Genomic DNA, 23,772 nt, shown 5'->3' on the forward strand with positions numbered 1-23,772 from the left:
CGTCGTGCCCGATACCCGCAGGGCATCGCTCCACATCGGACTGCGGGCGGGTGGTCCGGTGCCGCGCCGGCAGGCCTTCGCCACGTCTTCGACGCTCGGCGGGAAGCGCCGGCGGTAGCGGGCCGAGCCTGTTCCGGGGTCATTCAGATGATGATGTAATCTGGATTTTCAGAACATTCCAATGGCATCGGGAGCGGTGATGGTCCGGCTCACTCGGGTCGAGCAGCAGGCGCGCACACGGGCCGCGGTACTGGCGGCCGCGCGGGAGGAGTTCGCCGAGCACGGGTTCGGCCCGGCCAAGGTCGACCGGATCGCGGAACGGGCGGACCTCACCCGCGGGGCGGTGTACTCGAACTTCCCGAGCAAGCGCGCGCTGTACCTGGCCGTGCTGATCGACCTGGTCGAACAGGACTCCGGCGAACCGCTCGCGTCGGTGTCGCCGTCGTCGGAGCCGGCCGCGCTCGGGGTGTTCGCGCGGGTGTGGCTCGAGCGGTTGCCGCTGGTCGGCGACCCGGCGCCGGGCGGGCGGTTGCAGCTGCGGTCGCTCGACGGGGTGTTCGACGACGAGACCGAGCCGTCCGTGCTGGCGCAGGTGGCGAGGCTGGAGGCGTTGCTGCTGGCCCTCGCGCTGGAACAGGGCGCCCCGGTGCGGCGCGTGCGGCTCGCCGAACTCGTGCTGACCCTGCTCGACGGGGCGGGGCACCGGGCCGCGACGGCGCCGGGGTCCGGGGACCCGTTCGACGTGGCGCACGCGTGCCGGCACCTCGCCGGGATCGACCTGCAGGACACCTGGGCGCCGCCGCACCTGCCGTACGTCGCGCCGGCGCAGGCGTGCGCGGACGTCTGGTCGCCGCCGGGTGATCTGGTGGACGTGATCAGCGGCGAGCCCGTCGACCTCGGGCGCGGCCTGGTCGTGGTGCTGGGCGCGGGACGCCTCGGCGCGGCCGAGGAGGCCGTGCGCTCGGCGCAGCCCGGTGAGCAGGTCGTGGTGGCGGTCGTGACGGGCGATCCCGAGGAGACCGGTCGCCTCGTGCGGTTGCGGCTGCTCGACGCCGTAGCGAGCCTGCGCCGGGTGTTCGCCGCCTCGTCGTGGCGGCCCGTCCGGCTGGTGCTGGACGACGGCGCGCGGGTGGCGTCGGCGATCGGGCTCGCGGACCCCGGCGACGAGACCGAGTCCGCGGTCAGCGTGCGTGACGGTGTGGTCGTCGCTCGGGCGCACGGCCGCGGCGCCGGTCACGCGGTGGGCGCGCGCGACCGGGAGGCGATGCCGTGAACCCCGTCCTGCACGCCCTGCGCTGCGTCGGCAGCACCAGCCCCGCCCGCGTCGCCTGGTTCACCGGGCTCTCCGAGTCCGACGTGGAGTCCGACCTGATCGACCTCGCGGTGGCCGGCCTGGTGAGCTACGAACGCGCGTTCGGCGCCTGGTCGCTCACCGAGACCGGCCGTGCGCGCGACGCCTTCGACACCAGCGCCGAACTCGACGCCTCCGGCACGCGTCCGGCGCTGGCAGCGGCGTTCGAGGACTTCCTGGTGCTCAACCCGGAACTGCTCGACCTCTGCACGGCGTGGCAGATCCGTTCGGACGGCACGGTCAACGACCACACCGACACCGCCTACGATGCGCGCGTCCTGGCGCTGTTCGCCGACCTGCACGCCCGCGCCGTCGAGGTGATCGCCGCCCTGGCCGCAGCCGCACCCCGCTTCGCCCGTTACTCGCTCCGCCTGACCTCGTCCCTGCGTCGGGCCCAGGCGGGCGAGCTGGACCGGCTGGCCGACACGATGGACTCGTACCACGCGATCTGGGCCGAGCTGCACGAAGACCTGCTGGCCACCCGGGGGATCACCCGATGGTCTGGCTGAAGCACCTCTCCGCGGACCTGACCGACCCGCCGGAGGTGGTGGGCGGCAAGGCGCACGGCCTGGTCCTGCTGCACCGCCTCGGTCTCCCGGTGCCCGCCGGTTTCGTGGTCACCACCGAGGCGTGCCGCGCGTTCCTGCACGACTCGCTCCCCGACGGGTTCTGGTCCTCGCTGGCATCCGCCGTCGACACCCTGGGCGCACCGCTCGTGTCCGTGCGTTCGGGTGCGGCCGTGTCGATGCCGGGCATGATGGACACGATCCTCACCGTGCCGCCGGACGCCGTGCCCGAGGCCGTCCGCTCGGTCTTCGCGTCCTGGCACACCCCGCGCGCCCGCACCTACCGCACCCTGCACGACATCCCGCACGACCTGGGCACGGCCGTCATCGTGCAACGGATGGTGTTCGGTGACCGCGACGAGCACAGCGGCTCCGGCGTGGCGTTCAGCCGCGACCCCGACACCGGCGCGCGCACACCGTTCGGCGAAGTCCTCTTCGGACACCAGGGTTCCGCCGTCGTCTCCGGCACCTCGCTGACCCGCCCGCTGTCCGCCCTCGCCCGCGAACCTGCTGTGTGGCAGGACCTCCTGGCCGCTCTGGACCTGCTGGAACGCCACTACCGCGATGCCTGCTACGTCGAGTTCACCTACGAGTCGGGCACCTTGTGGTTGTTGCAGGTGCGGCCGGGACGGTTCGCCGGGGCCGCGGCCGTCCGCCTGGCCGTCGACCTCGCCGACGAGGGGGTGATCGGCCGGGACGAGGCGTTGGTGCGGGTGTCGCCCGAGGACCTGCGGCATGTCCGCACGCCGCGACTCGTGGCGGGTGCGGAGGTGCTGGGACGGGGAACGGGCGTGTGTCCCGGGGTCGCCGTGGGGCGGGTCGCGGTGACCGCGGACGAGGCGGTGCGGATGGCGGTCGGCGGACCGGTCGTGCTGGTGCGGCCGGAGACGTCGCCGGACGACATCCGGGGCCTGGCGGCGGCGACCGGCGTCGTGACCGCTCGCGGAGGGCCGGCCAGTCATGCCGCCGTGGTGGCGCGGTCGATGGGCAAGCCCGCGGTCGTCGGGCTGGCCGCGCTCGAGGTGGGGCGTGAGTCGGTCGTGGTGGGCGGGCGCACGGTCGGGGTGGGGGAGGTGGTCAGCCTCGACGGGACCAGCGGTGCCGTGGTGCTCGGTGCGGCCGAGGTGGTGGCGGGCGGGGCGGACGGGTCGGTGCGGCGGCTGCTCGGGTGGGTGGACGACGTGGTGGGAGCGGCTTCCGGGGACGACGCCGACCGACTGCGCGCGGCGCAGGTCGAGCTGCGGCGGGCCTGAGCGCGGGCTCTGTCCGACGAGGTCGCCGCGCGGGCGTGATCAGCGCGGCGGCCGCGCCGGGTCAGGGGCGGGTGCCCGGCCCGAAGCCAGTCCACCGCAACTCCTCCGGCAGGTGGCTCATGTCGTTGTACACCACCAAGGTCGGCGGCGTGCCCTCCCGGAACCGGAGCGCCGTCAACGCCGTGTTCCCGCAGCTCATCGCCAGCCACCGGTCGGCCGGCGCGCCCAGCGCGTGCCGCACCAGCCACGCCACCTGGTAGGCGTGTGTCACCAGCACCTCGTGCGCCTCCACGTCGGCGGGCCGGGCGAACCTGTCCGTCAACGCCTGGGCCAACCGCTCCCCGGTCGCCGCCTCCGCGGCGGAGTAGCCGTCGAAGAACCCGGCCCAGGCGGGCGGTGGCGACGCGGGCACGTGCGGCACGTGGTCGACCAGCTCAGGTGCCTCCGAGACAGGCACCCCCGGCAGGTGCTGGCCGAGCAGTTCGGCCGTGCGCGCGGCACGCGCCAGCGGCGAGTGCCAGACGGCGGTGATCGGGGAGCGGGACAGGCGTTCGCCCAGGAAGCGGGTCTGCCGTTCGCCGGCCGGGGTCAGGTCGCCGAACGCGTCCGCGGCGCCGTGGCGGACCACGTAGAGGTGTCGTGTTGGCACCATCGGGATGTTAGCAACATCTGAACACGTTTGGGGTAGTGGTGACACTGCTGCGGACGAGTGAACTCCTGGCCACTCGTCATGCAGCGGCCCCACGGTCGTTTGACCATGTCTGGACGTTGTAGCAACACAGAAGTCGTGCGGGGGCACGCATTCCAGTCGGGGCCGACTGAGTAGGAGGCAGGGAGTCGATGCACCGGCTCGACGACGTGCAGGCCAGGGAGTTGACGCTGGCCGCCGTGGGCGCGGTCAACCGCCGTGATCACCAGTGGTCCGTGGAGGCCGCGAGGTGTCTGGCGGGAGACGAACGGACGCGGGTGGTCGCGATCGACACGTGCGCGGCGGTCCTGCTGCGCGGTGTTCCTCGCGGTGCGCTGGCGCCGTCCGCTCGCATTCCGGTGTCCTTGCCCGGCGAGGACCCCCAGACGACGGCGGTGGCCTCGGATCTCCTGAGCGGCCTGGCGTCCGGTGATGACCAGCGGGTGTCGTTGGTTTTGGCGAGGTTGACGGAGGAGCAGCAGTTCGTCGCTGTGCTCGTGTTGGTGCGTGCGGCGGCGGCGTGGATCGACGCGTACATGGGCATCGACGGTGACACTGTGGACGCCTACTACGCGATCTCCAAAGCGGAGTTGACCTGACCGGCGAAGAAAGATCGCTCGCCGTTGTGCAGAGTCGACGGACCGCCCATACGGTCGTTGTGGGAGGTCCGAGATGCGAAGCCAGTACGAGTACCTGGCGGTTCTGGGTGTGTGCGTGCTCATCACCGTGCCGCTGGAGTGGATGGGACGCGGCGTGTACCGCCGTGCTCCCGAGCTCGCCCGGGCCGTCGCACCCGTGCTGGTCGTGCTCGCGGTCTGGGACTTCGTCGCGATCCTGCGCGGCCACTGGAGCTTCCACCCGGAGGCGACGACGGGGGTGCTGATCGGCGGCGTGCTGCCCATCGAGGAAGTGCTGTTCTTCGTGGCGATCCCGCTGTGCGCGGTGCTGACCTACGAGGCGGTGCGCGGGCATCAGGAACGCTGGTTGCGCAATGGTTGAGGAGTACTCGTTCGCCGCGGCGACGGCGGTGGTCGTGGTGTTGCTGCTGGAGTTCTGCCTGCTGCGCACCGGGTTGTTCAGGAGACCGGCGTACTGGATCACGATGGCGATCGTGCTCGGGTTCCAGGTGCCGGTGGACGGCTGGCTGACGAGACTCGACGCCCCGATCGTGTTGTACGCGGACTGGGCGATCAGCGGGGTGCGGGTGCCGTGGGACATCCCCGTGGAGGACTTCCTCTACGGGTTCGCCATGGTCACCGCCGTGTTGCTGTTGTGGGAACGGGGAAGGCTCGCACGTGAACAAGCTTGAGGTACCGGGGAAGTTCGACCGCGCGGCGCGCGGCTACGACCTCCTCGTCGGGCTCAACCCCGGCTACCACCAGGCGCTGCGCCGCTCGGCGGGAGCGCTCGGCCTGCGGCCCGGCATGCGGGTGCTCGACCTGGGCTGCGGCACCGGCGCGTCCACCGCGGCGCTGCTCACCGCCGCGCCCGGCGTGGAGGTCGTCGCCGTGGACGCGTCCGCGGGCATGATCGCGCGAGCGAGGCAGAAGCGCTGGCCGGACCGGGTGAGGTTCGTCCACAGCCGCGCGGAGGACGTCGACGAGGGCGAGTTCGACGCGGTGTTCGCCGCCTACCTGGTGCGCAACCTGCCCGAACCCGACACGACGCTGACCAGGGTCCGCGAGATGCTCAAGCCGGGCGGAACCCTGGTGCTGCACGAGTACTCGGTGCGCGACTCGCCGATCAGCACGGCCGTGTGGACGGCGCTGTGCGGGTTCGTCGTGCCGATGGGCTGGCTGGTCACCGGTGACCGCAGCCTCTACACCTACCTGTGGCGCAGCGTCATGGACTTCGACGGCGCCACGGACCTCCGGAACCGGCTGCGGCGCAACGGCTTCACCGCCGTGCGCAGCGCGCCCGTGCCCGGCATGCAACTGGGCGTCGTGCACACGTTCCGCGGCCAGGCACCGGAGGCGCGGTCGTGAAGGATCGCAGGGCCGTACGGATCCCGGCACCGGCAGGGCGCGCGCAGTTCGACGGGGACGCGCCCGTGGTCGTGGTGGTGGGTGGCGGCATCGCCGGGCTCGCCGCCGCGACGCTGCTCGCCGAACGCGGCGCGAAAGTCGTGCTGTGCGAACGGGAGAACCACCTCGGTGGCCGCGTCGGCGGGTGGAGCACGAGGCTGAAGGACGGCAGCGAAGCCACGATGACGCGCGGTTTCCACGCGTTCTTCCGGCAGTACTACAACCTCCGGTCCCTCCTCAAGCGCGTGGACCCGGCGGGCCGGGCCCTCACGCCGCTGCCCGACTACCCGCTGCAGCACGCCTCCGGGCACCGCGACACGTTCGCCACGCTGCCCACCGCCGTGCCGTGGAACGCGCTGGCGTTCCTCCGGAGCAGCCCCACGTTCCGCTGGGGCGACCTGCCGGACGTCAACGCCCGCGCGGCCCTGAGCCTGCTCGACGTGTCCGTGCCGCGGGTGTACGAGGAGCTCGACGGCCTCGACGCCGCGACCTACCTGCAACGCATCAGGTTCCCCGAGGCCGCGCACGCCCTGGCGTTCGAGGTGTTCTCCCGCAGCTTCTTCGCGCACCCCACGCAGATGTCGGCGGCGGAACTGGCGCTGATGTTCCACATCTACTTCCTCGGCTCCAGCGAGGGACTGCTGTTCGACGTCGCCGCCGACCCGTTCCCGCACGGCCTGTGGGAACCGCTGCGCCGCCACCTCGCCCTGCTGGGCGCGACGGTGTGCACGGGCACCGAGGTCGGCGCCGTGCGCCCCGGCGAGCGCAAGCGCTTCGAGGTCGGCATCGGCGAGGGCGCCATCGAGGCGGACGCGGTCGTGCTCGCCGCCGACGTCCCCGGCCTGCGCGCCCTGGTCGACGCCTCACCGGCGCTCGCCGACCAGGCCTGGCGGGACAAGGTCGGCGCACTCCGCACGGCACCGAGGTTCCTGGTGTCGCGGTACTGGCTCGACGCCCCGGTCGACGCGGACCGGCCGGGCTTCCTCGGCACCGGCGGCCACGACCTGCTCGACAACATCAGCGTCCTCGACCACTACGAGCACGAGGCACGGGCCTGGGCGGCGCGCACCGGCGGTTCCGTCGTGGAGCTGCACGGCTACGCGCTGCCGTCCGATGTGGATGAAGAGGATGCGAAGTCCCGGCTGTGGACCCAGCTCACCGAGGTCTACCCGGAGACCAAACGCGCGGCGATCATCGACGAACGGCACGAGCTGCGCGCCGACTGCCCGTTGTTCCCCGCCGGTGGCCATGCCGGCAGGCCCACCGTCACGACGCCGGACGAGTTCCTGGTCGTCGCGGGCGACCTGGTGCGGATCGACCTGCCCGTCGCGTTGATGGAACGGGCCGCCACCACGGGTTTCGCCGCCGCCAACCACCTGCTGAGCCGCTGGGGCGTCGCGGGCACCGAGCTGTGGACCGTGCCGACCGAGGGCCGCGTGCCGCTGCTGCGCTCGGCCGCCCGACGCTGGAGGACGCTGTGATCGTCGTGGTGGGAGCCGGGCTGGCCGGCCTGAGCGCCGCGCTGGAGCTGACGGCGGCGGGGCGTGAGGTCACCGTGCTGGAGGCGGCGGACGAGGTCGGCGGCCGGGTCCGGACCGACGTCGAGGACGGCGTGCGGTTCGACCGCGGCTTCCAGATCCTGCTGCCCGCCTACCCGGACCTGGTGCGGCTGAACCTGGACCCGTTGCCGCTGCGGCACTTCCGGCCCGGCGTGTTCGTGCACGACGACGGCAGGCACGACCTGCTGGCCGATCCCCGCAGCGGGCCGTCGGCGTGGGACGGATTCCTGCGCCAGCACGTGCTGAGCGCGCGGGACGTGGCCGCCGTCGCCCGGTTCTCCGGCCCGGACGCGTTCGGCCCGGCCCGGCCGTTGCTCTCCGCCCCCGACCGCCCGACCAGGGACGCGCTCCGAGCCCTCGGCCTGTCGGACCGCGCGGTCGAGGCGGTGTTCCAGCCGTTCCTGTCCGGGGTCTTCCTCGAACGCGAGCTGACCACGTCGTCGCGGTTCTTCCACCTGGTGTGGCGCAGCTTCGCCCGGGGTGGCGCCGCCGTGCCCGCGCTGGGCATGGGGGAGCTGCCGAAGGCGATGGCGGAACGGCTGCCCGCCCACAGCGTCCAGCTGCACACCACCGTGCGTGCCGTCCACGACAACGGCGTGGACCTGGAGGAGGGCGGCAGGATCGCCGCCGACGCCGTGGTCGTCGCCACCGACGGGACGACCGCCGCCCGCCTGCTGCCGGGCCTCGCCGAACCGCGCTGGAACGGCGTGACCACCTGGTACTTCCGTCCGCCGAGGTCCCCGCTGCGGGACGGCTGCCTGGTCGTGGACGCCGGCGGCGGCCCGGTCGCGAACACGGCCGTGATGTCCGAGGTCTCCCGGCCGTACTCACCGAAGGCCCCGCTCGTGCAGGCCTCGGTGCTCGGCGACGCCGACGAGCAGTCGGTCCGCAAGCACCTGGAACGCCTGTACCGCGCCGACACCAGCCGGTGGGAGATGCTGCGGCGCTACGAGATCCCGCGCGCCCTGCCCGCGATGACGGCCCCGCACCGGCTCAAGCAGTCGGTCCGCGCGGGCGAACGCCGGTACGTGTGCGGCGACCACCGCGACACCAGCTCGATCCAGGGCGCCCTGCACTCCGGGCGCAGAGCCGCGCACGCCGTGCTGACCGACCTGAACGGTGCTCGATGACCCTGGTGTTGTTCGGAGACCAGCTCGGCCCCCACTTCCTCACCGGGAACGAGGACGTCGTGCTGGTCGAGTCCGCCGCAGCGTTGCGCCGCAGGCCCTACCACCGGCAGAAGCTGCACCTCGTGCTGTCCGGCATGCGGCACCTCGCCGCCGAGTTCCCCGATCGCGTCACCCTCGTGCGAGCCGAGACCTACGGCGAGGCGATCCGCAAGCTCAAGGGACCGGTGTCGGCGTACCAGCCGGGGTCGGCCGCCGCGGTGCGGATGCTCGAAGACCTGGGCGTGCGGATCCTGCCCACCAATGCGTTCGCGTTGTCCCGCGACGAGTTCGCGGCCTGGGCGGGCACCCGCGAGAAGTTCCTGATGGAGGACTTCTACCACTTCCAACGAGCCCGGTTCGACGTCCTGATGGAGGGCAGCGACCCGGTCGGCGGCCGGTGGAACTTCGACGCCGAGAACCGCGAGCCCGCACCGAAACGCCCCCGGCTGGACGTCCCGGCGCCGTGGTGGCCCGAAGAGGACGAGATCGACGCCGAGGTCCGGGCCGACCTGGACGCGCTGGACCTGCCGGCCGTGGGCAGGGACGGGCCGCGCAGGTTCGCCATCACGCGCGCGGAGGCGTTGCAGGCGCTGGAGGTCTTCGTCCGCGACCGGCTGCCGCACTTCGGCCCGCACGAGGACGCCGTGCTGACCAAGGACTGGACGATGGCGCACTCGCTGCTGTCCGTCCCCCTCAACCACGGCCTGCTGCACCCGCTCGAGGTCGTCTACGCGGCCGAGGACGCCTACCGCGCCGGCGACGCGCCCCTGGCGAGCGTCGAGGGGTTCGTCCGGCAGGTGCTCGGCTGGCGCGAGTACGTCTGGCAGCTGTACTGGCACCTCGGCGACGACTACCGCGACCGCAACGGTTTCCGCGCCACCACCGCACTGCCGCGGTGGTGGACGGACCTCAAGCCCGGCACCGTCCGGGCCGCCTGCCTGCGGACCGCGCTCGAAGGCGTCCGCGACCACGGCTGGGTGCACCACATCCAGCGGCTGATGGTGCTCGGGAACCACGCCCTGCAACGGGGTTACGACCCGGCCGCGCTCAACGACTGGTTCGTCACGTCGTTCGTCGACGGCTTCCCGTGGGTGATGCCGGTGAACGTCATCGGCATGAGCCAGCACGCGGACGGCGGTGTGATCGCCACCAAGCCGTACCTGAGCGGCGGCGCCTACCTCAACCGCATGACCGACCACTGCAAGACCTGTTGGTTCGACCCCAGGAAACGTACGGGCGAACGCGCGTGCCCGTTCACCGCCGGCTACTGGGCGTGGCTCGACCAGCACGAGCAGCAGGTGAGCGGCAACCACCGGATGGTCCGCGCGGTGCAGGGACTGCGCCGGCTCGCCGACCTGAACGAGGTGCGGCAGCAGGAGAAGACGAGGGAGATCTTCTGACGGCACGAGTGGAGGAAGAGCGGGCGATCCCCTGAGCACTCGGCCGGAAGGCCTGTCCATGGTCGCGCCGGTTTCGCGAGCGTGCTTCACGTTGCTGGAGTGCACGCGAGGTCCCCCGCGTGCGGTCAGTGAAACGTGAAGGTGGTTCAGGGGCGCGGCAGGACTGTCGGCCAGATGTTCAGCGCACGCGGTCGAGCACGAGCTGCACGGCGTCGTTCAGCGACGCCGGCCGACGCACGAACGACGGCAGTTGCAGGCCGTGCCACCCGGCGCCGGCGACCGCGACCAGCGCGTCCGACCGCGACCCCAGTTCCGCGAGCGGCACCTGCAGCGCGAGGTCGGGGCTGTGCGCCCAGACCAGGACCACGCTCGGCCGCAACCGTTCCGCGGCGTCGCACAACGCGGGAGCGGGCACCCGAGCACCGAGGTTGCCCCACATGCAGCCCTCTTCGGACAACGCCGCGCCGAGCGCTTCCAGCGGCAGCCAGTGTTGTTCGTCCGGAGCGCACGACAGCAACGCGGCGAGCACGCCCGGTTCGGTGGTGCGGGGGATGCCGCGCAACGCGTGCAGCACGCTCGCGCTGGCCAGGTGTTCTACCTCGACGCCCTGCCCGGTGTCGGCGACCAGTTCCCCGAGCGCGACCATCGCCGGGACGAACACCGACTCCCACGCCGACACGACGCCGTGCCCGTTGAGGAGCTTCGAGGCCACGTCGGACATGGCCGGTTCGTCGAGGCGTTTCGCCGCGTCCAGGAAGTGGTGCTGCGCCATCGCGGCGTCCTCGGCGCAGATCGGCGTGCGCGTCCCCGCAGGAGGCGCGACCGGGCGTTGCCGGGCCAGCACCGCCGCCGCGGCGGCCGCGACGCCCTGGGAGGTCAGCACGACCATCCGGCGCAGGACCTCGACGTCCGCGTCCTCGTACCGGCGGTGACCGCCGTCCGTGCGCGCCGAAGGACCCAGGCCGTAACGCTGGTCCCAGGTTCTCAGGGTGGTGGGGGCGATGCCGAGCATGCCCGCCACGGCGCGGGGCGTGTACGTCACGTCCTGCGCGCGCGTTTCGCCAGAATCTCCCTCAACTCGCTCTCTCCGAGTCCGCCCCAGATGCCGAAGGTCTCCTGGACCTCCAGCGCGTGCGACCGACATTTTTCCATGACCGGGCAGCGTTGGCAGATGGCCTTCGCCGCGGCCTCCCTCCGGTCGCGCGCGGAGCCGCGTTCGTTGGGCGTGTGGAAGAAGTAGGCGCTGTCCATGCCTCGGCAGAGGCCGGCGAGCTGCCAGTCCCAGGACTCCGCGACCGGCTGAGGCAGACGGGACAATTCGGGCATGGCGCACGTCCTCGGATGAGTCGACCTCGGTGGTGGGAGCACCATCCTAAAATCGACTCAGAAACGACGCAACTCGACTCGCTCAGTCCGGAAAACGACCCTTCCGGCGCAGTGAGTACCGACGTTCGGCGTACGCGAGGTCGTCGCGCCACAACCGGGCCGCCGCCCAGCGCATGACCGGCCGCAACGCCCCCGCGGCGGGCCTTGCCAGCGCGAACCCGCGCCGGTGCGAATGCGCGATGGTCGCCTCGACGACGGCGGTGCGACCGGGACCGATCGGCGTCGCGTGGGTCTCGACGACGCTGCCCTCGCCCTCTCCCTCCACGATGTGCATGACGACCGTGCGCGGCTCCGGGCAGGTGAACGCGGCGAGCACCGGCACGCCGACCCGTCCGGCCAGCCGGAACGTCACCTCCACCAGGAACCTGTCCTCGGTCTCGGTCGGCGTCTCCAGCACGTCCAGGTTCGCGAACGAGTACGGGTGGAACCACGCGCCGTGCCACGGGTCGAGCCGGTTCGCGACCACGTCCTCGGGGTCGCAGCGGCCGATCAGCGTGGCCACCGCGTCGATCGACCCGGCCGGCGGGCGCTCGGGGAGCACCGGGGCGGGCAGGGGTTCCTCACCCCCTGCCTCGTCGAGGCGCACCCAGACCAGCACGCCGTCGTCGTGCGCGGGGAACGGCGTCCAGGAACCGAACCGCTTGCCGTTGAGCGCGAGCCCGTGCCAGCGGCAGATGAGCTTGCCCTCGGCCACGGCGCCGTCGCACAGGGGAGCGCCGAGGTGCGGGCACGACCCGGAGCCCGCCAGCAGCGTGTCGTGCGGCCCGCGCCAGAGCACGAGCTCCTGGCCCGCGATGACGCGCCCGGTCGGCCTGCCCTTGACGACGTCCGAGCTCGCGCCCGCGACGAACCAGTTGCCGGACGGCCGGGCGCTCGCACGCTTGAGGGCCGCCTCGATCAACGCCGGTTTGGCGTCCTGCCAGGTGGGGCGCTGCTCGCGCCACGGCGGGCTGGAGTAGATCCGCAACGGGAACCGGTCAGGCAGCACGGGCGAACACCGCCCTCGCCAGCGCGGGCAGGGCGACGGCGAGCCGCCTGCCGTTCGACACGACGACGCGGCGGGACAGCACGTCGCAGTCCGCGTCCTCGACCAGGTCGAGGATCCGCCCGTACAGGCGGTAGGCGGTGAGCACGCACGGCCGGGAGCGCGGCGCGAGCATGCCGATGCCCGGCCACGCCCGCTCGTACACCTGCCGGGCCCGGCGCACCTGGTCCCGCAGGGCGGCGCGGACCTGCTGGTCGGCGTGTCCCCTGGCGCGGGCGTGCAGCAGGCGTTCGCGATCGACCCCGAACGCCGCGAGCTCGTCGGCGGGCAGGTACACCCGGCCGCGGTCGAGGTCCTCGCCGACGTCGCGGATGAAGTTCGTGAGCTGGAACGCGATGCCGAGCGCGGCCGCGGCGGGTTCGGCCTCCTCCCGCGAGGTGCTGGTGCCGAGCACCGGCAGCACCTGCAGGCCGATCACGGCGGCGGACCCGTGCACGTAGCGTTCGAGGTCGGCGTAGGTGGGGTAGTCGGTGACGGAGAGGTCCATCCGCATCGACGCCATGAAGTCCTGGAAGTGCTGGAGGGGGATGTCGTAGCGGTGCACGGTGTCGACGAGCGCCGCCAGCACCGGGTCGTCCGGCGCCTCACCGGCCAGGGCGGCCCGCAGCCGCGCGTCGATCGCGGTCAGCGCCGCCGTCTTCTCGCCGAGTCCACTGTGGACGTCGTCGACCACGTCGTCCACCCAGCGGGCGAAGCCGTACAGCGCGTGCACGGCGGGCCGTTGCTCCGCGCTGAGCAACCTCGTTGCCAGGTAATAGGTCCGGCCGTGCTGGGCGTTGAGCTCGCGGCAGCGCCGGTACGCGTCGCGCAACGCCGGCGCAGTCACGCCCGCGGCGTCCAGTTCGCGTTCAGCCGACATCAGCTGTCCTTTCGCGGAGGAGGTCCCCCTCACGCTAAATCCGCGAGTTGCGCTCCGCACAACGGCGGTGCTCATCATGCAGACCCGCCGGTGCGCTGCTTAGCTCGGACGAGATGAACCCCAACTCCTCAAGGGACCGCCGATGTCGCTGCTGACCAGCGCTTGCCCGTCGCAGGTGGACGACTTCCGCGTCCAGCTCGACGGCGCTCTGCACGACTTCCTGCGCGTCCGCGAGGACCGCGCGCCCGAGCTCGCGGCCGAGCTGACCGGGTTGATCATGGCCGGGGGCAAGCGGATCCGGCCGACGTTCGCGTGGTGGGGCTGGCGGGCGGCCGGCGGGTCGACGCACGCGGACGACGTGGTGCGCGCGCTGGTGGCGTTGGAGCTGCTGCAGTGCTGCGCGCTCGTGCACGACGACGTGATGGACCGGTCTGCGACCAGGCGCGGCAAGCCGTCGGTGCACGAGACGTTCGCGGCCCGGCACCTGCGTGAGCGATGGGCCGGGAGCACCCGCCAGTACGGCGACTCGGCGGCGATCCTGGTCGGCGACCTCGCGCTGGCGTGGGCGGACGACGCGCTCGTCACGGCCGGGCTGCCCGCCGACGCGCTGCACCGCGCGTGGGAACCGTGGCAGTCCATGCGGACCGAGATGATCCTGGGCCAGCACCTCGACCTGCTCGCCGTCGCCCGGCGCGAGGAGTCGATGGAGCACGCCCTGCGGGTGGCCGCGCTGAAGACCGCCGCGTACACCGTGGAACGGCCGTTGCACCTCGGGGCGGCGTTGGCGGGCGCCCCGGAGGACGTCGTGGACTGCCTGCGGGCGTACGGGCACGACATCGGGGTCGCGTTCCAGCTGCGGGACGACCTGATCGGGGTGTTCGGCGACCCGTCGGTCACCGGCAAGCCGGTGGGGGAGGACCTGCGGGAGGGCAAGCGGACGCCGTTGATGTCGATCGCGCTCTCCCGCGCGCAGGGCAAACCTGCGGCGTTGAGGACACTCCGGCGTTGCCTGGAGAGCGGGGACAAGAGCGAGAGGATGATCGACGACGTGTGTGCGTTGCTCGTCGACCTGGGTGCGGTCGCCGTGGTGGAGAAGCACATCGCCCGGCTGGCGGAGTCGGGGCTCGCGGCGCTGGACCGCGCGGCGATCGACGCCGACGCACGCCACGCGCTGGTGCGCCTCGCCGGCCGTGCCGTGGCGAGGACGACCTGATGGTGAACGTGGTGAAGGGCCGCACGGACCACGTGGTCGTTGTGGGTGCCGGTCTCTCGGGCTTGTCGGCGGCGTTGCACCTGCGCGGCGCCGGGCACGAGGTGACGGTCCTCGAACGGCAGCCGCACCCCGGCGGGCTCGCGGGCCGCCTCGACGTGGACGGGCACCGGATCGACACCGGGCCGACCGTGCTGACCATGCCCGAACTGCTCGAGGACGCGTTCGCCGCCGTCGGGTCGAAGCTCGAGGACCACCTGGAACTGCTGCCGCTGCACCCGGCCTACCGCGCGTCGTTCGCCGACGGCACGGCGCTCGACGTGCACACCGACGCGGACCGGATGGAGCAGGCGGTCCGCGACTTCGCCGGGGACCGCGAGGCGCAGGGGTACCGCGACCTGCGGGCGTGGCTGACGAAGCTGTACGAGGTGGAGCGCGACAGGTTCATCGGCGCGAGCTTCGACTCGCCGCTCGACCTGGCCGGGCCGGACCTCGTGCGGCTCACCCGCCTGGGCGGATTCGGGTCGCTCGACAAGGCCGTCGGGCGGTTCCTGCGCGACGAACGGCTGCGGCGCGTCTTCACGTTCCAGGCGCTGTACGCGGGGGTGGCGCCGAAGGACGCGCTGGCCGCCTACGCCGTGATCGCCTACATGGACACCGTGGCGGGAGTGTGGTTCCCGCGCGGCGGGATGCGGGCGGTACCGCAGGCGCTGGCCGACGCGGCCGCGGACGCCGGGGTGCGGTTCCACCACGGCGTCGAGGTCACCGAACTGGAACGCACCGGCGCGCGGGTCAGCGCGGTGCGGGCGGGGACCAGATTCCCCTGTGACGCGGTCGTTCTCGCCACCGGGCCCGCGCAGAGCAGCAGGTTGTTGCGCGGCCGGCCACGCCGGATCCGGCCGCTGCGGTGGTCGCCGTCGGCGGTGGTCGTGCACCTCAGCGCCCGTGCGGTGGCGGACGACCTCGCGCACCACACGATCTCGTTCGGCGGCAGCTGGAACGGCACGTTCGACGAGATCATCAAGCGGGGCAGGCTGATGAGCGACCCGTCGTTGCTGCTCACCACCCCGACGTTGACCGACCCCGCGCTCGCGCCGGACGGGCGGCACCTGCAGTACCTGCTGGCGCCGTGCCCGAACCTCGACACCGCGCCGTTGCGCTGGGACAGGCTGGCCTCGCGGTACGCGGAGGAGCTCGTGGACGAGATGGTGGCGCGCAAGCTCCTCGTGGACGCCGAACCGCTCGCGGTGGTGACGCCGGACGACTGGGCCCGCGACGGCCAGGCCGCGGGAACGCCGTTCTCCGCCGCTCACACGTTCGCGCAGACCGGTCCGTTCCGGCCGGGCAACCTGCCGTTCCGGGACGGGAACGTGGTGCTGGCGGGCAGCGGGACCACGCCCGGTGTCGGGATCCCGCCGGTGCTGATCTCGGGGAGGCTTGCCGCCGAACGGCTCCGCCGGTGAGAGCGCTTTCTCGCTAGGTTGGGCCGCACGACGAGCTGCAGGGGGCGTTGTGCGGTCGGTGAAGCGGGTACTGGCGTTGTCCGTCGCGGTGCTGGTGTTCGCGGGGGGCGTGGCGCACGCCGAGGCGCACTCCCTCGCGTGGGCGCCCTGCCAGGACAACCCGGACGGTGAGTGCGCGACGCTGACCGTGCCGCTGGACTGGGCGAAGCCGCGGGGCGCGAAGATCGACCTCGCGATCGCCCGGCACAGGGCCACCGATCCGTCCCGGCGGATCGGTGTGCTCGTCGTCGACCCCGGCGGGCCGGGCGGGTCGGCGGCGGAGTTCGCGTTGTCCGGGCTGTTCAGCGCGGAGGTGCGGGCGCGGTTCGACATCGTCGGCGTCGACCAGCGCGGTACCGGTGGCAGCCAGGCGATCCGCTGCGACGACCTGGTCTTCGGCGGTCCGTCGATCCACCCCGCGGACGAGGCCGGGTTCGACGCGTTGCTGCGGCACAACCGGGACGTCCTGGAGAAGTGCCGCGAGCGCAGCGGTCCGGTGTTCGACCACGCCGACGGCGCGTCGGTGGCGCGGGACCTGGACGCGGCGCGCCGGGCGCTGGGTGAACGGAGGATCAGCTACTTCGGGTTGTCGTACGGCACGACGTTCGGGCAGGTGTACGCCGAACGCTTCGGCCGCAACCTGAGGGCGATGGTGCTCGACAGCGTGGTCGACCACAGCGCGGACCTCCTGCGGTTCGTGGGAGACCGGGCGGCGGCCTCGGACGACGCGTTCCGCGAGTTCGAGAAGTGGTGTGCGGGCAGCACCGAATGCGCTGTGCACGGTCAGGACGTGCGGGCGGCGTGGGAGGCGGCGCTGGTGCGCGCCGACGCCGAACCGGGTGGTCGGCAAAGCTTGTTGGACAGCATGTACTTCGCGTTGCGCGGCCCGGACTGGTTCTACGCCGCCGATCTCATCACCGGCACGCCGACGGCGAGGGGCCTGGCCTTCGAACCGAACTACGAGTCGGTCCGGCTGGCCAGCGTGTGCCAGGACTTCTCGTTGCGCCTGGAGAACTTCCGCGACTACCAGCGGATGCGGGAGGACGAGCTGCGCCGCGCACCGATCATGCGTGGCAGCTTCCTCGGCCACGACGAGGCGACCGCGTGCGCCGGGGTGGAGGGCAGGCCCGCCAACCCGCCGCACCGCCTCGACATCGGGGACGCACCGAAGATCATGGTGATCAACGCGAGGTACGACCCGACCACCCCGCACGAGTGGGCGGTCAGCATCAGGAAGCAGGCGCCGCGCAACACGGCGTTGCTCACCTACGAGGGCTGGGGCCACATCGCCTACCCGCGCAGCGCCTGCACCAGGTCCAACGTCGACGACTACCTGCTGGACCTGAGGACTCCCGCCGTCAGCTGCCCTGCCGTGCCTTAGCGATGTGCGCCCGGTACCAGTGGTAGCTGGCCCGCGGAGTGCGTTGCAGCGTCTGGTAGTCGACGTGCACCAGGCCGAACCGGTGCTTGTAGCCGTGCGCCCACTCGAAGTTGTCGAGCAGCGACCAGCAGAAGTAGCCCCGCAGGTCGACCCCCGCCGCCTGCGCGGCCGCGATGTGGTCACCGAGGAACGCGATCCGTTCGGCGTCCTCGAAGTCGGCGTTGTCGGGGTAGACGCAGCCGTTCTCGGTGACGTAGACCGGCGGCAGGCCGGGGTGGCGGGCCTTCAGGTCCGCCAGCGCGACCGTCATGCCCTCGGGTTCGACGGGCCAGCCCATGCCGGTGCGCGGGACGTCCGGCAGCCGCGTCGTGTCGACGCCGATGTCGTGGGCCGTGCGCTTGGCCGGGTCTGGCTCGCGGTGCGGGGCGTCGGCGACGTGCAGCCGGTAGTAGTAGTTGAGGCCGACGTAGTCCAGCGGCTGGCCGATCACCTCCAGGTCGCCGTCGTGCCGGAACGAGAAGTCGCTGATGTCGCCGAACATCGACGTCATCTCGTCCGGGTACGCGCCGCCGAACAGCGGGTCGGTGAACTGGCGGCGCAGCAGGACGTCCTGCCGGGTCGCGGCGGCCACGTCGGCGGGCGAGTCGGTGACCGGCACGGCGGGGGACTGGTTCAGCACGATGCCGAACTCGCCGGGCTCGCCGCCCGCGCGCATCGCCTGCACCGCCAGGCCGTGGCCGAGCAGCAGGTGGTGCGCGGCCGCCAGCGAGCCGTGGCCCTCACGGGCACCGGGCGCGTGCCGGCCCTCGCCGTAGCCGACGACCGCCGAGCAGTACGGCTCGTTCAGCGTCGTCCACTTGCGGACGACGTCCCCGAGTTCGTCGTGCACGAGGGCGGCGTAGTCGGCGAACCAGCCCGCCGTCGACCGGGTGCGCCAGCCGCCCTCGTCCTCGAGCGCCTGCGGCAGGTCCCAGTGGTACAGCGTGACGAACGGCTCGATCCCGTTGTCCAGCAACGACTCCACCAGCCTGCGGTAGAAGTCGAGGCCGCGCCGCTCGATCCTGCCCCGTCCTTCCGGCTGGACCCGCGACCACGACACCGAGAACCGGTACGCGTCGACGCCCAGGTCGACGAGCAGCCGCACGTCCTCGGCCCAGCGGTGGTAGTGGTCGGCCGCCACGTCGCCGGTGTCGCCGTTCGCCACGGCCCCCGGCACCTGCGCGAAGGTGTCCCAGATGGACGGTCCGCGGCCGTCGTCCCGTGCCGCCCCTTCGATCTGGAAGGCCGAGGTCGCCACGCCCCAGCGGAAAGCCGGATTGCTCACAACAGTCTCCAAAAGAGGTCAGCCCTTGACGGCGCCGGACATGATGCCGCCGACGATCTGGCGGCCGAACAGCAGGAACACGGCCAGCACGGGTACCGTGCCGATCGTCGCGGCGGTCAGCACCAGCGTGTAGTCGGTGGTGTAGCCGCTGGCCAAGGTGGACAGCGCGGTCTGCACGGTCGGGTTCTCCGGCGTGAGCACGACCAGCGGCCAGAAGAAGTCGTTCCAGGCCTGCATGAACGTGAACAGCCCCAGCACCGCGGCCGCCGGACGGGCCGCCGGCAGCGCGACGTGCCAGAACAGCCGCAGCGAGTGGCAGCCGTCCATCCGGCCCGCCTCCAGCAGTTCGTCCGGGATCGCCCGCTCGAAGTACTGGCGCATGAAGAACACGCCGAACGCGGTCACGAGCCCCGGCACGATCACCGCGTGGATCTCACCGGCCCAGCCGAACTCGGCCATCATCATGTAGAGCGGGATGATGCCGAGCTCGGTCGGGATCGCCTGCGTGCCGATGATCAGCAGCAACAACACGTTGCGGCCGCGGAACTTCAGCTTGGCGAACGCGAACCCGGCGAGCGTCGAGAACAGCACGACCGAGACCGTCACCGTGCCCGCGACGACGATCGAGTTCAGCAACGCCAGCCCGAAGTCGGTGGTGTCGAAGACGCGGGCGATGTTCGCGAACAGGTGACCGCCCGGCACCAGCACGGGCGGCACGCTGTCGATCGCGTCCGGTGTCTGCGAGGACACCACGAACGACCAGTACACGGGGAAGGCCGACCCGGCGAGCACGGCGATCAGGGCGGCGTAGGTCCACGGCCCGGCGACGCGCCTGGCCAGTCTGCGCGCCCTGCCGGCGGGCCCGGTGGGCCGCGCCGGGGCGGGACGTTCCAGCACAGCGGTCATGGGGGTCACTCCGTCCGGATCCGTTTGGTCACCAGGTAGCCGATCCCGGCGACGATCACCGTGGCGACGGCCAGCACGACCGCGATGGACGAGCTGTAGCCGAAGTCGTACTTCGTGAAGCCCTGCTCGTAGAGGTAGAGCGCCGCGGTCTGGAACTGCCGGTCGGAACCACCCGTCGCGGCCGCCGCACCGGGGTTGAACAGCAACGGCTCGGCGAGCAGGCGCATGTTGCCGGTGGTCGCGATGATCGTCGTGAAGATGATCTGCGGCCGCAGCAGCGGAACGGTGATGCGCCAGAACTGCTGACGGCCGCTCGCCCCGTCCAGCGTGGCCGCCTCGTACAGCGACGGCGAGATCGCCTGCATCGACGCCAGGAAGATCAGCGCGTGGTAGCCGGTCCAGCGCCACACCACCATCACGGCGATCGCGATGTGCGACGACGCCGTGCCGGCCTGCCAGTCGATCTGCCCGGCGCCGAACAGCCCGAGCACCCAGTTGATCAGACCGAAGTCGCGGCCGAACAGCTGCGCGAAGATGATCGTCACCGCCGCCACCGAGGTGATGTTCGGCAGGATCACCCCCATCCGGAACAGCGTCCGGGTGCGGACCTTGCGGTTGAGCAGCTGCGCTATGAACAACGCGAACAGGATCTGCGGGACCGTGGTCAGCAGCCACAGGCTGAGCGTGTTGCCCATGGCGTTCCAGAAGTACGGGTCCGCCATCAGCTTCGCGTAGTTGTCGAACCAGACGAGCTTCGCCGCGGCCTCGTCGAGCAGGTTGCGCTCCTGCAACGAGACCCAGATGGTGTAGAGCAGGGGGAACAGCCCGAAGACACCGAAGATCAGGAAGTACGGTGCCACGTAACCGTAGGGCGCGAACTTCGTGTCCCAGCGGTGCCTTCGGGTCGTCTTGTCGATCACTGCCATGTCAGCGGATCACTTCTGCACGTCGCCGACGAACTGGCGCCACGAGTCCTCGCCGTTCTGCTTGCCCTGCTCGACGCGCTGCATCGCGTTGCCGATCGCGGTCTGGATGTCGCCCGCCTTCGGACCCTGGTACTGCGGGTTGAGCTTCTTCGCCGCGTCGGTGAACAGCTTGCCGATCGGGGCGTCGTTGAAGTACGGGTTCTTGAAGTCCACGATGGACGGGTCCTCGTACAGCTTCGGGATCGACGGCAGCAGCCCGGCGCTCTTGAACACCTTGGCCTGCTGCTCGGGCGCGGTCAGCCACGCCGCCAGCTCCACGGCCTTGTCGACGTTCTTGCCGGACTTCGGCACCGTGAGGTAAGAGCCGCCCCAGTTGCCGCCACCGCCGGGCACGGACGTGACGTCCCACTTGCCCGCAGCCTCCGGGCCGGCCTGGTCCTTGATCTTGGCCATCTGCCAGGCGGGGCACGTGACGGTCGCGAACTGGCCCTGCTTGAACCCGGTGTTCCAGACGGGCGTGGAGTACAGCAGCTTCGAGGACAGGCCCGCGTTCACCCCGTCGACGACGAGGTTCCAGGCGTCCTTGACCTCCTTGTTCTCGCCCACGACGATCTTGTCGGACTTGTCGTAGTAGCCGACCGAGGCCTGGCCGACGATCGCGTTGAGCACGGTCGGGCCGCCGTCGAACCACTTCACGCCCTCGGGCGCCTTCTCCTGGAACTTCTTGCCCGCGTTCATGAAGTCCTGCCAGGTCGGCCAGAGCGCGGCGACCTGGTCGCGGTCGGCGGGCAGGCCCGCGTTCTGCAGCAGGTCGCGGCGGTAGCAGATGGCGAGGCCGCCGACGTCGGTGCCGTAGCCGATCTGCTTGCCGTCCTTGCTGAGCGAGCCCTCCCACTTCCACGGCAGCCAGCGCTCCTTGAGCTGGTCACCGCCCTTGGTGTTGAGGTCGACGAACTTGTCGGGCGTGGCCTTGAACTGGTTGATGTACCCCGTGTCGACGGCCTCGATGTCGGCCGCGCCGCTGCTGGTGGCGAGGTGCGCGGCGAGGTTCTTGTGGTGGTCGGAGTAGGAGGCCGTCCGGTCGCTGATCTCGACGTCGGGGTGCGCCGCCGCGTACTCCTTGAGCAGTTCGGCGTACCCGAAGTTGCCGAACAACCCGATGGTGAGCTTGGTCTTGCCGCCGGACGCGGTGTCGCTGCCGCAACCGGCGAGCACCACGGCGGTCGCGAGCGCGACACAGCCGAGTGCGAGTGCTTTGGGGCGCATTTCCAGGCCTCCGTTGGTTTCTGGGCGCGCTGAAGAAAGGTCAAGTGGTGGTGCGGGAAGGTGTGTGGCGCCTATGACAGCGGTGTTGCGCGGCGTCAGTCAAGTAACGAACTGATAAACAGATCAACTTCGGCAGGCGTTTGACTAGGAGAACTGCTGCTCGTACGGTCTATGTAACCGCTTACGATTTCAGTGGAGGCCGGATGGCGACCGGGCGAGAGATCGCCCAGCTCTGCGGCGTGTCCGTGGCGACGGTGTCGCGCGTCTTCAACCAGCCGGAAACGGTGAACGAGGAGACGCGGGCCCGGGTGCTGCGGGTCGCGGACGAGCTGGACTACCGGCCCAACGAGTCGGCGCGGGCGTTGTCGACGAGGCAGTCGACGATGATCGGCCTGGTGTGGGACACCGACCACCGCAGACCGGACTGGCGGCACCCGTACCTCCAGGACCTGTTGATAGGCCTCAAATCCGCGCTGTCCGCGCACGGCTACCACCTGCTGATGCTCGCCACCAGCGGCGACGCCCGTGAGGTGGGCGCGTCGCTCGCGGACCCGGTCGGGTACGTGAACATGACCCGCCGCCACCACCTCGGCGGGCTGGTGCTGATCGACAGCGGGTCGGACGCCGAGGCGTTCGAGGCGTTCGCGCAGTCCGGGGTTCCGTGCGTGGCACTGGACGTGGCCGTGGACGGACCGCGCGCCACCTACGTCACGTCGGACAACGTCGGCGGCGCGCAGGAGGCCGTCCGGCACCTGGTGGGCCTCGGGCACACCCGGATCGCGACGATCACCGGGCCGCGCGGCAACCAGCCGTCGGACGCCCGCGTGTCGGGCTACCGCACGGCGTTGCTCGACGCGGGCTTCCCGTCGCGCGAGGACTACGTGGTGCCCGGTGACTTCTACCGGGCGAGCGGAACCGCGGCCATGCGCCGGCTCCTCGCGTTGGACGAGCCGCCGACGGCGGTGTTCGCGGCCAGCGACGAGATGGCGGTCGGCGCGGTGCTCGCCGCCCGTGCCGCCGGCCTGCGCGTGCCGCAGGACCTGGCGCTGGTCGGGTTCGACGACATCGAGATCGCCTCCGTGGTCGATCCCGCGCTGACGACGGTGGCGCAGGACAAGCCGGGGTTCGGCGTGGCGGCCGCGAAGGCGATCATGGCGATGATCACCGAGGGCGCCCGGGCCGAGCCGATCGTGCTGCCCACGCGGCTGGTCGTCCGGGACTCCTGCGGCGGCCGGGAAGGGGCTTAGGCCGCGCACCGCTCACTCCGTGACCCTCGTCCGGCAGACCTGCGTGACACCGCCCGAACATCTTGCCGAAAGCCCGCCCTTCGCGAGCTCACCTCACGTTTCCCTGCGGCACGCGGGGACCCCGCGTGTCTTTCACGCGAACGAAAGCGCCCCGCGTGCGGTTCAGTGACGTGAAGCGGGCTCGCGAAGAGGGCGGAACAGCTGTCCGCTCATCGTCTACGCCTCGGTGGACGCCGCCGCGATGAGCGCGATCAGCTGCCGCCGGAAGTGCTCGTAGTCGTCGACGGCGCCGAGCAGCGTGTCGGACTCGCGTTCCTCGCGGCGCGCGGCGGCCAGTGCCCTGCGCCCGGCCGGGGTGACCTTCACCGAGGTCCGCCTGCGGTCCTTCGGGTCCTGGCTGCGCACGACGTGGCCGCCGCGGTCGAGGTGCTCGATCGTGCGGCTCATGGTCTGGTCGGTCACCCGGCACAGCACGGCGAGTTCACGCTGCGAGCGCGGCCCGTCCGCGAGGTGGTGCAGGGTGATCATCCCGGCGTGGGTGAGGCCGCGGCTCGCGAGGAACTCCTCGAACCGCTTCTCCACGACGCGGGCCGCGACCGACAGGAGCCTGCCCGTCGGCCAGGAGGCGACGTCCGCGCCCACCTGGTCGGGGCGGTCCTGCACCGCCAGTTCGTCTCCCTCGGCCACGGCCCCATCATCGCAGAGCGGCC

The 23,772-nt window shown here is 71.7% G+C and carries 24 protein-coding genes; 14 read left to right on the forward strand and 10 right to left on the reverse strand.

Annotated elements, in window-relative coordinates; all coding sequences use genetic code 11:
* Positions 1-199 precede the first annotated feature (199 nt).
* The 3 genes from QSK25_RS06245 to QSK25_RS06255 are packed head-to-tail and all read left to right on the forward strand — an operon-like array spanning position 200 to position 3,170.
* Entirely contained in the window at positions 200-1,273 is a 1,074-nt protein-coding gene (locus QSK25_RS06245; protein ID WP_285634458.1) for a TetR/AcrR family transcriptional regulator, read from the forward strand.
* Complete coding sequence (locus tag QSK25_RS06250; protein WP_285634461.1) at positions 1,270-1,860, forward strand: transcriptional regulator; 591 nt, start codon at positions 1,270-1,272, stop codon at positions 1,858-1,860. The genes QSK25_RS06245 and QSK25_RS06250 overlap by 4 nt, the downstream gene beginning before the upstream one ends.
* Complete coding sequence (locus tag QSK25_RS06255) at positions 1,848-3,170, forward strand: PEP/pyruvate-binding domain-containing protein (protein WP_285634464.1); 1,323 nt, start codon at positions 1,848-1,850, stop codon at positions 3,168-3,170. The genes QSK25_RS06250 and QSK25_RS06255 overlap by 13 nt, the downstream gene beginning before the upstream one ends.
* A 61-nt stretch (positions 3,171-3,231) precedes the next feature.
* Here QSK25_RS06255 and QSK25_RS06260 read toward each other — a convergent pair whose 3' ends face one another.
* Complete coding sequence (locus tag QSK25_RS06260; protein ID WP_285634466.1) at positions 3,232-3,822, reverse strand: histidine phosphatase family protein; 591 nt, start codon at positions 3,820-3,822, stop codon at positions 3,232-3,234.
* A 188-nt stretch (positions 3,823-4,010) separates the two neighbouring features.
* On the opposite strand from QSK25_RS06260, the gene QSK25_RS06265 reads away from it, so the two are divergent.
* The 7 genes from QSK25_RS06265 to QSK25_RS06295 all read left to right on the forward strand — a co-directional run bounded on the left by QSK25_RS06265 (position 4,011) and on the right by QSK25_RS06295 (position 10,010).
* Entirely contained in the window at positions 4,011-4,457 is a 447-nt protein-coding gene (locus QSK25_RS06265) for a hypothetical protein (RefSeq protein WP_285634469.1), read from the forward strand.
* A 73-nt stretch (positions 4,458-4,530) separates the two neighbouring features.
* Positions 4,531-4,857 carry a lycopene cyclase domain-containing protein gene (locus QSK25_RS06270; protein WP_285634472.1) on the forward strand — a complete coding sequence of 109 codons (327 nt, stop codon included), beginning with the start codon at positions 4,531-4,533 and terminating at the stop codon, positions 4,855-4,857.
* Positions 4,850-5,167 (forward strand): lycopene cyclase domain-containing protein, encoded by a 318-nt coding sequence (locus tag QSK25_RS06275; RefSeq protein ID WP_285634474.1) that lies wholly within the window; start codon positions 4,850-4,852, stop codon positions 5,165-5,167. Before QSK25_RS06270 ends, QSK25_RS06275 begins: the two co-directional genes overlap by 8 nt.
* Positions 5,154-5,843, forward strand: coding sequence for a class I SAM-dependent methyltransferase (locus tag QSK25_RS06280; protein ID WP_285634476.1), 690 nt, complete (start codon positions 5,154-5,156; stop codon positions 5,841-5,843). Before QSK25_RS06275 ends, QSK25_RS06280 begins: the two co-directional genes overlap by 14 nt.
* Positions 5,840-7,363 carry an FAD-dependent oxidoreductase gene (locus QSK25_RS06285; protein ID WP_285634479.1) on the forward strand — a complete coding sequence of 508 codons (1,524 nt, stop codon included), beginning with the start codon at positions 5,840-5,842 and terminating at the stop codon, positions 7,361-7,363. The genes QSK25_RS06280 and QSK25_RS06285 overlap by 4 nt, the downstream gene beginning before the upstream one ends.
* Positions 7,360-8,571: an NAD(P)/FAD-dependent oxidoreductase gene (locus QSK25_RS06290; RefSeq protein ID WP_285634482.1), complete on the forward strand. Its 1,212-nt coding sequence runs from the start codon at positions 7,360-7,362 to the stop codon at positions 8,569-8,571. The genes QSK25_RS06285 and QSK25_RS06290 overlap by 4 nt, the downstream gene beginning before the upstream one ends.
* Positions 8,568-10,010 carry a cryptochrome/photolyase family protein gene (locus QSK25_RS06295; protein WP_285634484.1) on the forward strand — a complete coding sequence of 481 codons (1,443 nt, stop codon included), beginning with the start codon at positions 8,568-8,570 and terminating at the stop codon, positions 10,008-10,010. Before QSK25_RS06290 ends, QSK25_RS06295 begins: the two co-directional genes overlap by 4 nt.
* A 178-nt stretch (positions 10,011-10,188) precedes the next feature.
* Here the strand turns inward: QSK25_RS06295 and QSK25_RS06300 are convergent, their stop codons facing one another.
* The 4 genes from QSK25_RS06300 to QSK25_RS06315 form a co-directional block, all read right to left on the reverse strand.
* Complete coding sequence (locus tag QSK25_RS06300) at positions 10,189-11,052, reverse strand: MerR family transcriptional regulator (protein ID WP_285634487.1); 864 nt, start codon at positions 11,050-11,052, stop codon at positions 10,189-10,191.
* On the reverse strand, positions 11,049-11,336 hold the full coding sequence (locus tag QSK25_RS06305) for a WhiB family transcriptional regulator (RefSeq protein ID WP_285634490.1): 288 nt from the start codon (positions 11,334-11,336) through the stop codon (positions 11,049-11,051). Before QSK25_RS06305 ends, QSK25_RS06300 begins: the two co-directional genes overlap by 4 nt.
* Positions 11,337-11,418: 82 nt before the next feature.
* Positions 11,419-12,381 carry a Rieske (2Fe-2S) protein gene (locus QSK25_RS06310; RefSeq protein ID WP_285635261.1) on the reverse strand — a complete coding sequence of 321 codons (963 nt, stop codon included), beginning with the start codon at positions 12,379-12,381 and terminating at the stop codon, positions 11,419-11,421.
* Complete coding sequence (locus QSK25_RS06315) at positions 12,374-13,300, reverse strand: phytoene/squalene synthase family protein (RefSeq protein ID WP_285634493.1); 927 nt, start codon at positions 13,298-13,300, stop codon at positions 12,374-12,376. Before QSK25_RS06315 ends, QSK25_RS06310 begins: the two co-directional genes overlap by 8 nt.
* Before the next feature lie 142 nt (positions 13,301-13,442).
* Here QSK25_RS06315 and QSK25_RS06320 point away from each other — a divergent pair, with 142 nt between their 5' ends.
* From QSK25_RS06320 to QSK25_RS06330, 3 genes are read left to right on the forward strand one after another with little or no spacing between them, the layout of a single operon-like run.
* Positions 13,443-14,513 (forward strand): polyprenyl synthetase family protein, encoded by a 1,071-nt coding sequence (locus tag QSK25_RS06320; RefSeq protein WP_285634496.1) that lies wholly within the window; start codon positions 13,443-13,445, stop codon positions 14,511-14,513.
* Positions 14,513-15,973, forward strand: a complete 1,461-nt coding sequence (crtI, locus tag QSK25_RS06325; RefSeq protein WP_285634499.1) for a phytoene desaturase family protein — start codon at positions 14,513-14,515, stop codon at positions 15,971-15,973. Before QSK25_RS06320 ends, crtI begins: the two co-directional genes overlap by 1 nt.
* Before the next feature lie 58 nt (positions 15,974-16,031).
* Positions 16,032-17,393, forward strand: a complete 1,362-nt coding sequence (locus QSK25_RS06330) for an alpha/beta hydrolase (RefSeq protein WP_285634502.1) — start codon at positions 16,032-16,034, stop codon at positions 17,391-17,393.
* Here QSK25_RS06330 and QSK25_RS06335 read toward each other — a convergent pair.
* Genes QSK25_RS06335 through QSK25_RS06350 form a run of 4 tightly spaced genes read right to left on the reverse strand, consistent with a single transcriptional unit; the run spans position 17,371 to position 21,815 of the window.
* On the reverse strand, positions 17,371-18,717 hold the full coding sequence (locus QSK25_RS06335) for a GH1 family beta-glucosidase (RefSeq protein ID WP_285634505.1): 1,347 nt from the start codon (positions 18,715-18,717) through the stop codon (positions 17,371-17,373). The genes QSK25_RS06330 and QSK25_RS06335 overlap by 23 nt on opposite strands.
* Before the next feature lie 18 nt (positions 18,718-18,735).
* Positions 18,736-19,623, reverse strand: coding sequence for a carbohydrate ABC transporter permease (locus QSK25_RS06340; protein WP_285634509.1), 888 nt, complete (start codon positions 19,621-19,623; stop codon positions 18,736-18,738).
* A 5-nt stretch (positions 19,624-19,628) separates the two neighbouring features.
* Positions 19,629-20,549, reverse strand: coding sequence for a carbohydrate ABC transporter permease (locus tag QSK25_RS06345; protein ID WP_285634512.1), 921 nt, complete (start codon positions 20,547-20,549; stop codon positions 19,629-19,631).
* A 9-nt stretch (positions 20,550-20,558) separates the two neighbouring features.
* On the reverse strand, positions 20,559-21,815 hold the full coding sequence (locus QSK25_RS06350; protein WP_285634515.1) for an ABC transporter substrate-binding protein: 1,257 nt from the start codon (positions 21,813-21,815) through the stop codon (positions 20,559-20,561).
* Positions 21,816-22,018: 203 nt separating this feature from the next.
* On the opposite strand from QSK25_RS06350, the gene QSK25_RS06355 reads away from it, so the two are divergent.
* Complete coding sequence (locus QSK25_RS06355; RefSeq protein WP_285634518.1) at positions 22,019-23,062, forward strand: LacI family DNA-binding transcriptional regulator; 1,044 nt, start codon at positions 22,019-22,021, stop codon at positions 23,060-23,062.
* A 216-nt stretch (positions 23,063-23,278) separates the two neighbouring features.
* On the opposite strand, the gene QSK25_RS06360 is transcribed toward QSK25_RS06355, so the two are convergent.
* Positions 23,279-23,749, reverse strand: coding sequence for a MarR family winged helix-turn-helix transcriptional regulator (locus tag QSK25_RS06360; protein ID WP_285634521.1), 471 nt, complete (start codon positions 23,747-23,749; stop codon positions 23,279-23,281).
* Positions 23,750-23,772: the final 23 nt, after the last annotated feature.

The organism is Lentzea sp. NBRC 102530 (assembly GCF_030269365.1).
Classification (GTDB): Bacteria; Actinomycetota; Actinomycetes; order Mycobacteriales; family Pseudonocardiaceae; genus Lentzea.